The following is a 13,732-nucleotide window of genomic DNA, read 5'->3' as shown; positions in this document are numbered from 1 at the left end:
ATGCCGGTAAATCCGTTGATCGATCCCTTCGACGCGGGCCCGCAGTGGATGGTCGGCCGTACCGCGCTGGTCACCGGCGGCGGCCAGAGCGGCGAGCTGCCGGGGGTCGGCTACGCCATCAGCCGCGTTCTCGCCGCGCACGGCGCGCGGGTCGCGGTGCTGGACCGGGACGCCCAAGCCGCCGAGCGCACCGTGAAGGCGATCGCCGGGAACGGCGGCCAAGCCGTCGCCGTGGTCGCCGACGTGACCTCGGACCGAGCCTGCGCCGCCGCCGTCACCGAGGTGGTGGAGCGACTGGGCGGGCTCGACGCGCTGGTCAACAACGTGGCTTCCGGAGACCCCGCAGGACTGTTCGAGGTGACCCCCGGACGGTTCGCCGAGCTGATGACCATCAATCTCACCTCGGCGTGGCAGGTCACCCGGCACGCGGTCCCCGTGCTGCCGCGCGGCGGATCGATCGTGAACATCTCCTCGGTGGCGGTCCAGGCCCGCGGGCCGGGGATGGTCTACTCGGTCGCTAAGGCCGGGCTGGAGAACATGACCGACGGCGCGGCCACCACGCTGGGCCCGCAGGGCATCCGGGTCAACTGCGTGCGCGTCGGCATGATCTGGGGCGCGTTCGCCGCGGCGAACATGCCCGAGGAACGCCGCGAGCCGCGGCGGCAGAGCACCGCGCTGAAGACCGAAGGCACCGCCTGGGACATCGCCCACGCGACGTTGTTCCTGCTCAGCGACCGTGCCCGGTGGATCTCCGGGCACACCTTGACCGTCGAAGGAGGACCACCGCGCCAGGTCGCCCCTCTCGCGGGCTCGACCCGTCGCGACCGCGACATATGACGTAGACCAGGCACCGCAGAAGACCCAGGACCCAGAGCCGCCGGGCCGACTACTTTCCGAAGACAGACCAGGTTTCCGATCCCTGACTTACCGAATCCGGTACGGACAGATTCTTCCAAGGTCACTCACCCCCCCGCTCCGAGGAGCACCATCCATGGCCAACACCGGCACCACCAAAGCTCCATCGACCAAGGGCATCTTCGCTGCCAGCTTCATCGGCACGTCGATCGAGTGGTACGACTACTTCATCTTCGGCACCGCCGCGGCGATCGTCTTCCCCCGGTTGTTCTTCCCGGATGCCTCCCCCGAGGCCGCCACCCTCGCGTCCCTGTCCGCGTTCGCCGCCGGATTCCTGGTCCGTCCCATCGGCGCCGCGGTCATCGGTCACTTCGGCGACCGGATCGGCCGCAAGTCGATGCTGGTCCTCACCCTGCTCCTGACCGGTGGAGCCACGTTCGCCATCGGACTGCTGCCCACGTTCGCCGCCATCGGCTTCGGCGCCCCGATGCTGCTGGTCGCCCTGCGCCTCATCCAGGGATTCGGCGTGGCCGGCGAGTGGGGTGGCGCGCTGCTCATCTCCACCGAGAGCGCCACCCCGGGCCGCCGTGCCTTCTTCGGTAGTTTCGCCCAGTTCGGGGTGCCGATCGGTGTGCTGACCTCGAACCTGGCGTTCCTCTTCGTCGCCGGCATGAGCGACGAGGACTTCTTCTCCTACGGCTGGCGTATCCCGTTCCTGCTGAGCGCGCTGCTGGTGGTCGTCGGCTTCATCATCCGCCTGCGGCTGTCGGAGTCGCGGGAGTTCCAGCAGATCAAGGAGCGGAAGGCGGTCAACAAGGTCCCGTTCAGGGAGCTGCTCCGCAACCACCCGCGCAACCTCATCCTGGCCAGCCTGGCCGCGATCGCACCGCCCGCCATCGGCTACGCCGTGACCGTGTACATGCTCTCCTACGGCACCCAGGTGGGCTACACGCGTAACACGCTGCTCGCGATCATTCTGGCCTCCACGTCGGTGTGGATCCTCGCGATCGTCGTGTCCGCGCTGCTGTCCGACCGCTTCAACTCCAAGCTGCTGTACGCCATCGGCGCGGTCACCGCGGTGATCTGGCCGTTCCCGATGTTCGCCCTGGTCAACACCGGGACCACCGGTGGCGCGGTGGTCGCCTTCCTGGTCGCCGCGATCGTGCAGGGCATCATGGCCGGCGCGCAGGGCGGCCTGTTCACCGAGCTGTTCGACACCAAGGTCCGCTACAGCGGCATCTCCATCGCCTACGCGATCGGCGCCACCGTCTCCGGCGCGATCACCCCGGCCTTCCCCGCGCTGTACCTGTCGACCGGCTCGTCCAACGCGGTCGCCGCCCTCATCACCGGGCTGGGCGTGGTGAGCCTGGTGGCCGTGCTCGGCGTCAAGCGGATCATCCCGCCGACGCCCGAGCCCGAGCCGGACGCCGTCCCCGTGACGACCGAGCCCTAGTATCCCGATCATGCCGTGCGGGTCGGGAGATCCCCCCGATCCGCGCGGCACCGTACAGGCAGAAGGTCCGCGGCGTGCGCCGTGGCGAGAAACAGGAGGCCCGAGCACGTGGCGAATCCCGTCATGAACGTCGCAGACCTGGTCGCGATCGACGTGCACACCCACGCGGAGGTCTCCCGCGACGGGAAGGGGTCGCTGAGCCCCGAGCTGTTCGGCGCGTCCGCCAAATACTTCAAGGAGCACCCGAAGCCGACCATCCCGGAGATGGCCGCCTACTACCGGGAGCGGCGGATGGCCGCGGTGGTGTTCACCGTGGACGCCGAGCAGGCCACCGGTCACGTTCCCATCCCGAACGACGAGATCGCCGAGGACTGCGCCGAGCACGCCGACGTGCTGATCCCGTTCGCCAGCATCGACCCGTGGAAGGGCAAGGCGGGCGCGCGCGAGGCGCGCAGGCTCGTCGAGCGGTACGGCGTGCGCGGCTTCAAGTTCCACCCGAGCATCCAGGGCATGGCGCCCAACGACCGCACCGCCTACCCGTTGTACGAGGTCATCGAGGAGCTCGGGGTGCCGGCGCTGTTCCACACCGGCCAGACCGGCATCGGCGCGGGCGTCCCCGGCGGGGGCGGGATCCGGCTGAAGTACTCCAACCCCATGCTGGTCGACGACGTGGCGGTGGACTTCCCCGAGCTGCGGATCATCTTGGCCCACCCGTCGTTCCCGTGGCAGGACGAGGCGCTGTCGGTCGCCACCCACAAGCCGTCCGTCTACATCGACCTGTCCGGCTGGTCCCCGAAGTACTTCCCGCCGCAGCTCGTGCAGTACGCCAACACGCTGCTGAAGGACAAGGTGCTCTTCGGCTCCGACTTCCCGGTGATCACCCCGGACCGCTGGATGGCCGACTTCGACAAGCTGGAGATCAAGCCCGAGGTCCGCCCCAAGATCCTCAAGGACAACGCCGCCCGCCTGCTGGGACTCATCTAGATCCCGACGACGACCTTGCCGGCCGGCTCATGTCCGTTTCTGTGGACAGCATGACTCCGAGCGAGTAGCGGGCGAGGCACTCCAGGACGGAGCGACAGTATTCTCGACGGACATGGAAGAGATGCCGGACCCGCTGCTCGACGTGCTGGCGGCGCTCAACGTCCGCGTCACGCACCTGTCAGGGGTCGAGGCCACCGGCCATTGGGGGCTGCGCTTCGACGCCCACGAGCACATCAAGATCGGCGCCGTGCTCACCGGCTCCTGCGTGCTGGGGGCGGACGGCGAACCGGCCCTGCGGCTCTCGGCCGGCGACTGCTTCCTGATGTCCGGCTACCGGTGGTTCCAGGTGGCCGACGAGCATGCCACGCCCCTGGACGACGGGCAGCGGATCTTCCAGGCGGCCGGGACCCGGATCGTCCGGCTCGGCGCACCCGGCGCGGACGCGGATCCCACCCTCCTCCTCGGCGCCAGCGTCCACTTCCTCGACCCCACCGTGGCCGCGCTGCTCGCCGGACTGCCGCTCCTGACGGCGATCCGAGCCGGTACGGGACCCGCCCGTGCGATCCAGCCGCTGCTGCGACTGATCCTGGAAGAGGCGGACCGGGTCCGGATCGGCGCGCCGGTGATGATCGAGCGGCTCGCCGAGATGCTGTTCCTGCAGGCCGTCCGGGCACTGGTCGAGGACCCGGCCGGGGCGATGCCGTACGGCTGGCTGGGTGCGCTGGGTGATGCCCGGATCGGTGGCTCGCTGGTGCTCATGCACCGGCAGCCGGCCCGGCGGTGGACGGTCGCGGAGCTCGGCCACGCGGTGGGCATGTCGAGGGCGGCGTTCGCGGCCCGGTTCAAGCAGCTGGTGGGGATGCCGCCGCTGGAGTATCTGCTGCGCTGGCGCATGCACACCGCGGGGAGGGAGCTGCTGACCGGCGACCGTACGGTGGCGTCGGTGGCCGCCGAGTGGGGCTACGCCTCGGAGGCCGGGTTCAGCGCCGCTTTCAAGCGGATCGTCGGAGTGCCGCCGGGACGCTACCGGGCCGACCCGATGGCGGCGGCGCCTGCGCTGAAGAGCCTGAACGGGTCCGCAGAGCATCTCGTAAGTTTCGCAGACGCCTGAGGATGGCCCCCTCCACCTGCCGAACCCTAGCGTTGACGCAGGAAACAGGGGGAGGCAGCTCATGCAGTACGAACGACTGGGCGCCACGGGAGTTTTCGTCTCCCGTATGGCGCTGGGCACCATGACCTTCGGCGGCGGCACCACCCCGCCGTGGAACATCATCGGCGGGCTCGACGACAAGGCCGCCGACGAGATCGTCGGAGTGGCCCTCGACGCGGGCGTCAACCTCGTCGACACCGCCGACATCTACGCGGGCGGCGAGTGCGAGGAGATCCTCGGCCGGGTGCTGGGCTCCCGCCGGCAGGAAGTCCTCCTCGCGACGAAGCTCTTCGGGCGGATGGGCCAGGGCCCCAACGAGGTCGGGCTGTCCAGGTCGTGGGTCACCAAGGCGTTGGAGGGCAGCCTCCGCCGCCTGGGGACCGACCACATCGACCTCTACCAGATCCACAGCTTCGACCCCCTCACCCCGCCCGAGGAGACCCTGGGCGCGCTCGACGACGCGGTCCGGCAGGGCAAGATCCGCTACATCGGCGCGTCGAACCTGGCCGCCTGGCAGATGATGAGGTACCTCGGCGCCGCCGACCTCCACCACCTGAGCAGGTTCGTCTCCCAGCAGGTGTACTACTCGCTCGCCGGGCGCGACATCGAGCGGGAGATCCTGCCGATGGCCGTGGACCGCGGGCTGGCCACGCTGGTGTACAGCCCGCTGGCCGGCGGCTTCCTCTCCGGGAAGTTCGACCGTACCGGCGCCGGTGACGCCGGCAGCCGGCGGGCGCATGCCGATGTCCCGCCGGTCGACCCCGAGCGTGGATACGACATCGTCGACGCGCTGCGCGTGGTGGCCGAGCGGCACGGCGCCGGCGTCGCCCAGGTGGCCATCGCCTGGACGCTCGCCCAGCCCGGCGTCACCAGCGCCATCGTCGGCGCCCGCCGCCCCGCCCAGCTGTCCGACACGCTGGCGGCCGTGGATGTGCGGCTCACCGACGACGACCTGAAGGAGCTCGACGCCGCCGGCGCCCTCCCCGTCCCCTACCCGGACTGGGGCCAGGGCCGGCCCGCCGACCGCTTCCCCATGGCCGTCCGCTCCTGAACGGGGTCCCATGGTCTGCGCCGCTGGGCGGCCGGCCTCATGCGGCTCTGATCACCGAAAAGCCCCTCCCCGCGGTTGGGTCCGCGGAGAGGGGCTCGGTGCTGTCAGGAACGGGTCCACTTCTGGTTGGGGGTGCCGGCGCAGTCCCAGAGCTGGAGTTGCGCGCCGTTGGCGGTGTTGCGCTCCACGATGTCCACGCATCGGTTGGCGGCGATGTTGACGAGGTCGCCTGATGCGCTGAGCGTGAAGCGCTGGGCACCGGTGCCGTTGCACGTGTAGAGCTGGATCGGCGTTCCGTTCCCGGTGCCGGCCGCCGCGGCGTCCATGCACTTGCCCATCGCGCGGATCGTGCCGTCGCCGTTGATGGACCACTGCTGAGCGGCGGTGCCGTTGCAGTCGTACATCTGCAGTCGGGCGGCGTCCACGGGGTTGGCCGCGGGGATGTCGATGCAGCGGCCGTTCAGGTTGGACCGCAGCGCGGTGCCGGTGCCGGGGTTGTCGTTGGTCCAGGCGGAGACGCGGACGTAGTCGATCAGCATCGTCTGCGGGAACGAGGTGCTGCCGTCCGGGTTGCCCGGCCAGTTACCGCCGACCGCCACGTTCAGGATCATGAAGAACGGGTGGTCGAAGACCCACCGGTTGCCGCGGATGCCGGCCGGTGTGATGCGGAAGTACTCCGAGCCGTCCAGGTACCAGACGATGAGGTTGGGCGACCAGTCGACCGCGTACGTGTGGAAGGCGTCGCCCAGCGGCGCGCCCACCGTGCGGCTGCCACCGATGCCGGCGCCGCCGGAGTAGCCGGGGCCGTGCACGGTGCCGTGGACGGTGTTCGTGATGTGGCCGACGTTCTCCATGATGTCGATCTCGCCGGTGTTCGGCCAGTCGCCGCCGCCGAGCATCCAGAACGCCGGCCAGATGCCCTGGCCCCTGGGGATCTTGATGCTGGCCTCGAAGCGGCCGTACGCCTGGCTGAACTTGTCGGCGGTCAGGATGCGGCCGGAGGTGTAGCGGCAGGTGCCGTAGTGGCACTGCAAGTTGGACGGGTTCTCCTGGCGGGCGGTGATGGCCAGCCGGCCCTGCCCGTCGTGCTGCACGTTGCGGGTGGAGTTGGTGTAGTACTGCAGCTCGTTGTTGCCCCAGCCGCCGCCACCGGTGTCGAACTTCCACTTGGCGTTGTCGAGGGGCGTCCCCGCCGGTTTGTCGAACTCGTCGGCCCAGGTGACGGGGCCGATGGCGGCCTGCGCCGGTTCGTTGCTCGTGAGGCCGACCAGGCCACTGGTGAGGGTGAGGAGCAGGGCCGTGGCCGTGAGGAGGAGCCGGGGTTTGCGCATGAAGACCTCCGGTCTGTGGCCCTGCGGGGCACGGGCTTCCCGCCGCACGCCGTCACGGGGGTGCGGGGCGTGCGCCGACTGTGCTTGCCGGGAGGACCTTTACTGCCTGATTGAGAGGATGTAACACCCCGGTCACCGCGCTTGTCAATAAGAAGCTTTACTTATTATTTATAGGAGTCAGGTCATCCACGTTCTGGGGCCGGCGGCAGCGGCAGCGGGAGGCCGGGCAACCCGTCCATGCTGACGGCCACGTGCTCCTTCTTCTCGAAGTAGGCGCTCAGGGACTCGTCGTCCTCACGGGCGAAGCGCCGACTGTGCAGATCCCGATCCTGCTCGTACGCCATCAACGGCACCGCGTAACCGCAGGTGTCCCGGATGAGCTCGGCGTGCACGACGATGATGGCCCGCAGCCCGTGCAGGCCGGAGTCGATGTCGGGGAAGTACGCCATCAGATCGTTCCAACGAGGGTCGTCCCGGAAGACCGGCTCGCCCCGCCCATGGACGCGCACGATGTTCGGCGGGCCTTGGAAGGCGCACCACATGAGGGTGATCCGGCCGTTCTCCCGCAGATGGGCGACGGTCTCGGCGTTGCTGCCGGCGAAGTCGAGGTAGGCCACGGTGACCTCGTCGATGACCGCGAAGGACCCGGTCAGCCCCTTGGGCGACAGATTGACCGTACCGGTCGGCGACAGAGGCGCCGTCGCGGTGAAGAACATCGGCTGCGCCTCGATGAACTCCCGCAACCGCCCGTCAATGCGTTCATAGCTTTTCCCCATACCGGATTATCTCCGGATATCGTCAAAGTCCGAAGCCACGGCCCATCACACGGCGAAGCGGACAGCGCCGCCGTCGACGAGGATGGTGGCGCCGCTGATGTAATCGGCGTAGCCGCCGCACAGGTAGGCTTGCTTATGATCGCTCGGTCGACGTGCGGTGGTGGCTCGCCACCTGTGACGCCACACCGGAAGCCGTCCTGCGGATCCTCACCGAGGACCCCCATCCCGATGTGGCGAGACAGGCCCGAGGGAACCTCGACGCTCTTGCGCAAAGCCGTCCGTGAACCCGTGCGTCACCAGTCGCGGGTCGCGACCAGCTCCTCCGCGTCCGCGTCCGCGAAGCCGTACGCCTGGGCCACGAACCAGAAGTCCTCGGCGATCTCCTCCCGGGCCGTGGTCTCGATGTCGGCCTCCAGTTCGTTGAACTCTTCCGTGGCCGCGTGGGTGAGGACGTAGAGCGCTGTGAGGTCGGACGGTCGCTCGGCCTCGATCCGCTCGCACAGGCGCAGCAGGATCCCTCTGCCCTGGTCGACGACGTGGTCAGGGAAGAAGCCGTCCCGGTGCATGGCCTGAAGGAAGCTGTAGCCGGTTATGCGCTGGTTGGTGGGCGGCACTCTGGTCTCCTCGGGGTGATCGGGTGTGCCGATCCTGCACCACGCCACCGACAACTACGGGATCGCCGGCGCCAGCACCTCCCGCAGCGGCACCGGCGGCCGCCCGATCAGGTGGCCGAGGGCCGGGTCGACCTGGGCGAACTCGCCTTGGTGGCTCGCGGCGAACATACTGACGAGCAGGTCCGCCGCCCCCTCCGGGACCCCGTGGGCGACCAGCCCGGCCCGGAACTCGGCGTCCGGCACGACGACCCGGCGGATGGTCCGGCCCGTCAGCTCGGAGGCGAGCGCCGCGACGCCGGTCATGTCGATCGCCTCCGCCCCGGTGAGCGCGGGAGTCGTACCGTCGAGAAGGTCCTCCGTCAGCGCGATCGCCGCCGCCTCGGCCAGGTCGTCGTGGGAGGTCCAGGAGACCGGGCCGTCCTTGGGCACGGCCAGTTCGCCCGTCCGGAGAGCCGTGCCGACCAGCATGAGCGCCGACGTCGCGTAGAAGCCGTTGCGGAGGCTGGTGAAGCGCACCCCCGATCGCGCCAGCGCCGCCTCGGTGGCGGCGTGATCGAGCATCGGCCCGAAGAGCGAGGAGGGGCTCGACCCCATGTGGCTGGTGTAGACGATGCGCTCGGCCCCGGCCTTGGCCGCCACGTCGATCGCCGTCCGGTGCAGGCGCACCGCCGTCTCACCGTGCGTGTCCACCGACACGACGAGCACCCGGGTCGCCGCCTCGAACGCGTGCTCAAGGCTCGACGCGTCGGCGAAGTCCCCCCGCCGGACCCGAACCCCCCGCTCCGCCAGCTCCCGCGCCCCCTCAGGATCTCGTACGCACACGCCGACGCGTTCCGGCGCGACCCGGTCGAGCAGCCGCTCCACGACCGCCCGCCCGAGCTTCCCGTTCGCACCGCTGACAATGATCATGGTTCCTCCACTCGGCGACCCGCCCAGGTGCTGGGCGCGCAGTCAGACCATGCCGCGCGATGCCACCGCACGGGAAGGATCGCGGGGCTCCGGGTTGTTACCCTGCGGGACATACCGATCGGAGGCGGGCCATGGAATCACGACCGCTGCGTCACTTCGTCGCCGTCGCCGAAGAGCTCAACTTCGCCCGCGCGGCCGAACGGCTGGGCATCTCCTCCCCGCCCCTGTCCCGTACCATCAGCCGGCTCGAAGCCGAGCTGGGCGTCACGCTGTTCGAGCGGACCACGCACAGCGTCACCCTGACCCCGGCCGGGACCGTACTGCTCGACCAGGCGCGCATCGCCCTCGAAGCCCTGCGGGCCGCCGCGCGGCGGGCCCAGCGCGCCGCCGCCACCGAGCCGAAACTGGTCCTGGCGGTCAAGGCCGACAGCGACGCCGGGTTGCTGGATGCCATTCTGACCCGGCTGGCGGCCGACCCCGCGGCGCTCCCGGTCACGATCCGGCTGTGCGGGTGGGGCGAGCAACCGGCCCTGCTGCGCCAGGGCGAGGCCGACGCCGCCCTGATCTACGTGCCGTTCGACCAGACCGGCCTCGACTTCGAGACGGTGGCCGTCGAGCCGCGCGTCGCCGCCGTCCCGGCCGGACACCCGCTCGCCGCACGCGGCCACGCCCGCTTCGCGGAGCTCGGCCTGCCCATCTCCGAGCCGGTACGTCCCGACGAGCTCCGCCGGTTCCTCGATCAGGTCGTCGACGAGTACGGCATCCGCGACCTGCCCCAGCTGCTCAAACTCGTCGAACTCGGCGAGATCATCACCCTGCTGCCCGAGTCCATCGTCGCCCGCTACCCCCGGCCGGGCGTCGCCTACCTCAGCCTCCCGGACACCCCGCCCGCGACCCTCGCCATCGCCTGGCCGCAGCAGTCCCGATCACCGGCCACCGCGGCCCTCGTCCGCGCCGCCACATTCTCGGCGACGTGAGCTACGAGACTCCGCCGTCGGCCACCCGCCGCTTGATCTCGTCCAGCCGGGCCCTGATGGCGGTGAGCCCGGTGCCCGTCGGGAGATAGTCGATGACGCCGGCCCGCACGCCGTACTCCTTCTGCCCGGACTGGACGCGGCCCGCGGCGGCGGAGCGCAGATAGTCGAGGACGACGACGTCGATCCGCTTGACGATCGAGGTGACGAAGACCTGGCGCAACTCCTCGTCCACGCCCTTGGACTCGTCGGCGTCCGCGCCGATGACCAGGGCGCCGGCGTCATGGGCGGCCCGGGTGATCCCCTGGTTCGAGTTGTCCGCCGCCTGGAAGATCACCTCGCCACCGGCCCGGAGCAGGCGACCGGCCAGGGCCTGGGCCTTCCCACGATCGTCGTATCCGCTGTAGTCAGGGGCCACGGACACGTACGCGGTGGCGATCCGGACGTCCGCGTCGACCGCCTTCACCCCGGCGGCGAACCCGGCGGCCACGCGCTCCACCTCCGGCTCACCCTTGACCGCCCCGATGAACCCGACCATCTTCTTCGTGGCGGTGAGGGCCGCCACCGCGCCCGCGAGGTATCCGGCTTCCTGCTCGTTGAAGACCAGGTTGGTGACGTTCGGCCCCATTTTCTCCCGGCTGTCGACGATGGCGAAGCGCACCTTCGGGAACTCCGCCGCCACCACCCTGACCGCCTGGGAGTACGGGAATCCGATGGTGAGGATCGGATCGTGGCCGCTGCGGGCGAGCGAGCGCAGCCGTTCGGCCTTCACCGCCTCGCTCTCGCCCGCGACCGCCTCCACCTCGCTGACGGACAGGCCGAGCTCGTCCTGGGCGCGGGCGATGCCCGGCAACGCCGACTCGTTGAACCACCCGTCATGCCGCCCGCCGACATCCATGACGAACCCCACTTTGCTCGCCGTGGCCGGCGGGGGTCCGGAGGAGGCGGACGGCCAGAGCCAGACGCCGGCGGAGATCGCGACGGCGAGCACGGCGCCGGCCGAGGCCACCACGGCCCGCCGTCGCCTGCGCCGCGGGCCGATCGGGAACGTGGTCTCGTCGGACCGGGCGGGAGCCTGGCCCACCAGGTGGAGCATGATGTCGGCCGCGCTCGGACGCCGGTCCGGGTCCTTGTCCAGGCAGCGTTCGAGTAGAGGGCGCAGGACCGCGGGCACCCCGGTGAGGTCGGGGGCCGAGGTGAGGATGGAGTAGAGGACGGCGGGCACGCCGTTGTTCTGGAACAGCGGCCGTCCGGTGGCCGCGAACACCATGGTGCTCGCCCAGCTGAAGATGTCGGCCGCGGCCCTGACGGGCATGTCGGAGATCTGCTCGGGCGACATGTACGTCGGCGTGCCGATGATGCCGCTGCTCGTCACGGTGAACGAGTCGAAGGCGCGGGCGATGCCGAAGTCGATCACACGCGGCCCGTCGGGCCCGAGCAGCACGTTGCTGGGCTTGAAGTCACGGTGCACGACCCCGGCGGCGTGAATCGCCGCCAGCGCGTTCGCCGTGCCGAGCGCGAGCCGTACCAGCTCGTCCTCACCCAGCGCGCCGCGCTCGCGCACCCGCACATCCAGCGACACGCCCTCGACGTACTCACTCACGATGTACGGCCGGTCGCCCGCCATGTCCACCTCGATGACGCGAGCCGTCGAGAAGGCGGCCACCCGCCGCGCGGCCTCCACCTCACGCACGAACCTGCGGTGCGCGGTCTCGTCGAGCGCGTGGTGCAGATGCAGCACCTTGACCGCGACCCGCCCGCCCTCGGGCGCCTCGGCCAGATAGACCGTCCCCTGCCCGCCCTCGCCCAGCCGGCCGAGCACCCGGTAGGCACCCACCCACTCGGGCTCATCAGGCCGTAACTTCGGCATATCACCTCCGTCGTATCTCTACGACGATAGGGGATCGGGCTCCTCGCGCACGGAGCCGTACACGATGGCCTGGACCATGTCCCGGACCATGTCCCTGGTGACGATGCCCGGTGGCGCGGTGACCAGGGTGAACAGCGCGCCGCCGTAGAGGGCGATCAGGGTGGGGATTCTCTCGCTGGAGATGGCGAGGCCGAGTTTGCCGTGGTGTCCGGCGGTGATCCGCAGTGCCGCGGCCTGCAGGCCCGCGAGCGCCTCGGCTAGCACCGGCCGACGTACGGTCTCCAGTTGGAGCTCGAAGATCGCCAGGTAGCGGGTGCGGAGTGTGGTCGCGGCCGTGAACAGCGACTCCGTCAGCAGGTCGACCAGGGGCGCGGGCCGGTCGGTGGCCCGGTCGGTGTCGGCGTGGTGCAGCTCGACGATGCGCTCGGCGGCGGCCACCAGGAGCGCTTCCCGGCTGGGGAAGTAGTTGGAGGCCGTCCCCGGCGGCAGGTTCGCCGCCTTCTCCACCGCGCGATGGGTCAGACCGTGCACCCCCGACGACGCCAGCAACGCGATGGCGGCATCGGTCAGGGCCCGGCGACGGGCCGGATTGGCGGGCGGCATACGGCCATGCTAAACGAATTAGACGTACTAGTACGATCGTAGTGAATTGATGAGGAGGACACGCATGCGGATCGTGGTGGTCGGTGCCGGGCTGGGCGGAGTGGCGGCCGCGGTGGGGCTGCATCGCGCGGGCCACGAGGTGACGCTCTTCGAACGGGGCGCCGAGCTCCGGGAGGCGGGCACCGGGATCGTGGTCATGCCGAACGGCCTCCGCGCGCTGGACACGCTCGGGTCGCCCCTGCGCGGGCACGAGATGCTCGGGACGCCCGCCATCATCGACCGGGCGGACCTGCACCGGACGCTCCGCGCCCCGCTGCCCGACGACCTGGTATGCACCGGGATCCCGGTCGAGCGCCTGGAGCCCGGCCCCACCGGAGTCACCGTGATCAGCGACGGCGTCCCCGTCGCGCGGGCGGACGCCGTGATCGCGGCCGACGGCATCGGCAGCAGGCTCCGCGGACACCTCTTCCCCAGCCACCCCGGGCTGCGGCGGACCGGCCGGATGGACCTGCGCGGCATGCTGCCCCGCCCGGCCGGTCTGGACACGGACCTGCTCGCCTGCCAACTGGTCGACCGGCGCAGCGGGGCGATGTTCGGCCTGTTCCCCGTCGGCGAGCACCGCCTGTACTGGTTCACCGACTCCGCCCTGCACGGCCCGCCGCCCGGCGCGGACGAGGCACGCCGGCAGATGCTGTCCCTGATGGCCGACTGGCACCCTCTCGTCACCGAACTGATCGAGGCCACCTCGTCCACCGACATCTACGTCGACTCGATCACCTGCCTCGCCGAGCCCCTGTCCTCGTACACGGCCGGCCGGATCGCGCTCCTCGGCGACGCCGCCCACGCCATGCCACCCGACCTCGGCCAGGGCGCCGGCCAGGCCTTCGAAGACGCGGCCGCCCTGACCCGCCACCTGACCGGAGCCGGCCCGGCGGACGTCGCCGAGCGACTCCTGCGCTACGACGCCGAACGCAGGCCCCGCGCCAACCGCATCATGCGGGCGGCGTCCCGGCAGTCGCGGCTGACCTCCCAGACGGGCGTCGCCGCCTGGGCCCGCGACCTGCTACTGCGCGCCGTACCGACCCGCCTGGCCACCCGGCGACTCGCCGCGCTCTGGCACGCCTGAAGCCGCGGCCGTACAACGTCCGGTCACCAGGGCCGG

At 70.6% G+C, this 13,732-nt stretch carries 13 protein-coding genes; 7 read left to right on the top strand and 6 right to left on the bottom strand.

Annotation, left to right across the window (positions count from 1 at the left end; all coding sequences use genetic code 11):
* The 5 genes from OHA68_RS18040 (at position 1) to OHA68_RS18020 (ending at position 5,493) form a co-directional block, all read left to right on the top strand.
* Positions 1-837, top strand: a complete 837-nt coding sequence (locus OHA68_RS18040; protein ID WP_327108695.1) for an SDR family NAD(P)-dependent oxidoreductase — start codon at positions 1-3, stop codon at positions 835-837.
* Positions 838-991: 154 nt separating this feature from the next.
* Complete coding sequence (locus tag OHA68_RS18035) at positions 992-2,308, top strand: MFS transporter (RefSeq protein ID WP_327108694.1); 1,317 nt, start codon at positions 992-994, stop codon at positions 2,306-2,308.
* Positions 2,309-2,431: 123 nt separating this feature from the next.
* Positions 2,432-3,292, top strand: a complete 861-nt coding sequence (locus OHA68_RS18030) for an amidohydrolase family protein (protein WP_327108693.1) — start codon at positions 2,432-2,434, stop codon at positions 3,290-3,292.
* Positions 3,293-3,404: 112 nt separating this feature from the next.
* Complete coding sequence (locus tag OHA68_RS18025) at positions 3,405-4,403, top strand: AraC family transcriptional regulator (protein ID WP_327108692.1); 999 nt, start codon at positions 3,405-3,407, stop codon at positions 4,401-4,403.
* 61 nt (positions 4,404-4,464) lie between these two features.
* On the top strand, positions 4,465-5,493 hold the full coding sequence (locus tag OHA68_RS18020; protein WP_327108690.1) for an aldo/keto reductase: 1,029 nt from the start codon (positions 4,465-4,467) through the stop codon (positions 5,491-5,493).
* A gap of 104 nt (positions 5,494-5,597) precedes the next feature.
* On the opposite strand, the gene OHA68_RS18015 is transcribed toward OHA68_RS18020, so the two are convergent.
* From OHA68_RS18015 to OHA68_RS18000, 4 genes are all read right to left on the bottom strand, one after another.
* Positions 5,598-6,824: a family 16 glycosylhydrolase gene (locus OHA68_RS18015; protein ID WP_327108689.1), complete on the bottom strand. Its 1,227-nt coding sequence runs from the start codon at positions 6,822-6,824 to the stop codon at positions 5,598-5,600.
* A gap of 182 nt (positions 6,825-7,006) precedes the next feature.
* A complete protein-coding gene (locus tag OHA68_RS18010) occupies positions 7,007-7,600 on the bottom strand; it encodes a pyridoxamine 5'-phosphate oxidase family protein (protein ID WP_327108688.1) in 594 nt (197 codons plus the stop codon).
* A gap of 293 nt (positions 7,601-7,893) precedes the next feature.
* The gene (locus tag OHA68_RS18005) at positions 7,894-8,214 is read right to left on the bottom strand and encodes a DUF5713 family protein (protein WP_327108687.1); all 321 of its coding nucleotides are present in this window, start codon (positions 8,212-8,214) and stop codon (positions 7,894-7,896) included.
* Between the two features lie 54 nt (positions 8,215-8,268).
* On the bottom strand, positions 8,269-9,123 hold the full coding sequence (locus OHA68_RS18000) for an SDR family oxidoreductase (RefSeq protein ID WP_327108686.1): 855 nt from the start codon (positions 9,121-9,123) through the stop codon (positions 8,269-8,271).
* A 131-nt stretch (positions 9,124-9,254) separates the two neighbouring features.
* On the opposite strand from OHA68_RS18000, the gene OHA68_RS17995 reads away from it, so the two are divergent.
* On the top strand, positions 9,255-10,100 hold the full coding sequence (locus tag OHA68_RS17995; RefSeq protein WP_327108685.1) for a LysR family transcriptional regulator: 846 nt from the start codon (positions 9,255-9,257) through the stop codon (positions 10,098-10,100).
* A gap of 1 nt (position 10,101) precedes the next feature.
* On the opposite strand, the gene OHA68_RS17990 is transcribed toward OHA68_RS17995, so the two are convergent.
* Both OHA68_RS17990 and OHA68_RS17985 read right to left on the bottom strand, forming a co-directional pair.
* Positions 10,102-11,967, bottom strand: a complete 1,866-nt coding sequence (locus OHA68_RS17990; RefSeq protein WP_327108684.1) for a BMP family ABC transporter substrate-binding protein — start codon at positions 11,965-11,967, stop codon at positions 10,102-10,104.
* An 18-nt stretch (positions 11,968-11,985) separates the two neighbouring features.
* Positions 11,986-12,570 carry a TetR/AcrR family transcriptional regulator gene (locus tag OHA68_RS17985; RefSeq protein ID WP_327108683.1) on the bottom strand — a complete coding sequence of 195 codons (585 nt, stop codon included), beginning with the start codon at positions 12,568-12,570 and terminating at the stop codon, positions 11,986-11,988.
* Positions 12,571-12,634: 64 nt separating this feature from the next.
* On the opposite strand from OHA68_RS17985, the gene OHA68_RS17980 reads away from it, so the two are divergent.
* Positions 12,635-13,696, top strand: a complete 1,062-nt coding sequence (locus OHA68_RS17980) for an FAD-dependent monooxygenase (RefSeq protein ID WP_327108682.1) — start codon at positions 12,635-12,637, stop codon at positions 13,694-13,696.
* Positions 13,697-13,732 lie beyond the last annotated feature (36 nt).

Origin of the sequence: Nonomuraea glycinis, from assembly GCF_035920485.1 — a bacterium.
GTDB classification, from domain to species: Bacteria; Actinomycetota; Actinomycetes; order Streptosporangiales; family Streptosporangiaceae; genus Nonomuraea; species Nonomuraea glycinis.
The sequence above is the reverse complement of the archived record's forward strand: the minus strand, read 5'-3'. Positions and strand labels throughout refer to the sequence as shown.

Coding starts and splice junctions, on each gene's coding strand:
- OHA68_RS18020 (WP_327108690.1), top strand. CDS start 4,465: ATGCAGTACGAACGACTGGGCGCCACGGGAGTTTTCGTCTCCCGTATG.
- OHA68_RS18035 (WP_327108694.1), top strand. CDS start 992: ATGGCCAACACCGGCACCACCAAAGCTCCATCGACCAAGGGCATCTTC.
- OHA68_RS18040 (WP_327108695.1), top strand. CDS start 1: ATGCCGGTAAATCCGTTGATCGATCCCTTCGACGCGGGCCCGCAGTGG.
- OHA68_RS18025 (WP_327108692.1), top strand. CDS start 3,405: ATGGAAGAGATGCCGGACCCGCTGCTCGACGTGCTGGCGGCGCTCAAC.
- OHA68_RS17985 (WP_327108683.1), bottom strand. CDS start 12,570: ATGCCGCCCGCCAATCCGGCCCGTCGCCGGGCCCTGACCGATGCCGCC.
- OHA68_RS18015 (WP_327108689.1), bottom strand. CDS start 6,824: ATGCGCAAACCCCGGCTCCTCCTCACGGCCACGGCCCTGCTCCTCACC.
- OHA68_RS17995 (WP_327108685.1), top strand. CDS start 9,255: ATGGAATCACGACCGCTGCGTCACTTCGTCGCCGTCGCCGAAGAGCTC.
- OHA68_RS18010 (WP_327108688.1), bottom strand. CDS start 7,600: ATGGGGAAAAGCTATGAACGCATTGACGGGCGGTTGCGGGAGTTCATC.
- OHA68_RS17990 (WP_327108684.1), bottom strand. CDS start 11,967: ATGCCGAAGTTACGGCCTGATGAGCCCGAGTGGGTGGGTGCCTACCGG.
- OHA68_RS18000 (WP_327108686.1), bottom strand. CDS start 9,123: ATGATCATTGTCAGCGGTGCGAACGGGAAGCTCGGGCGGGCGGTCGTG.
- OHA68_RS18030 (WP_327108693.1), top strand. CDS start 2,432: ATGAACGTCGCAGACCTGGTCGCGATCGACGTGCACACCCACGCGGAG.
- OHA68_RS17980 (WP_327108682.1), top strand. CDS start 12,635: ATGCGGATCGTGGTGGTCGGTGCCGGGCTGGGCGGAGTGGCGGCCGCG.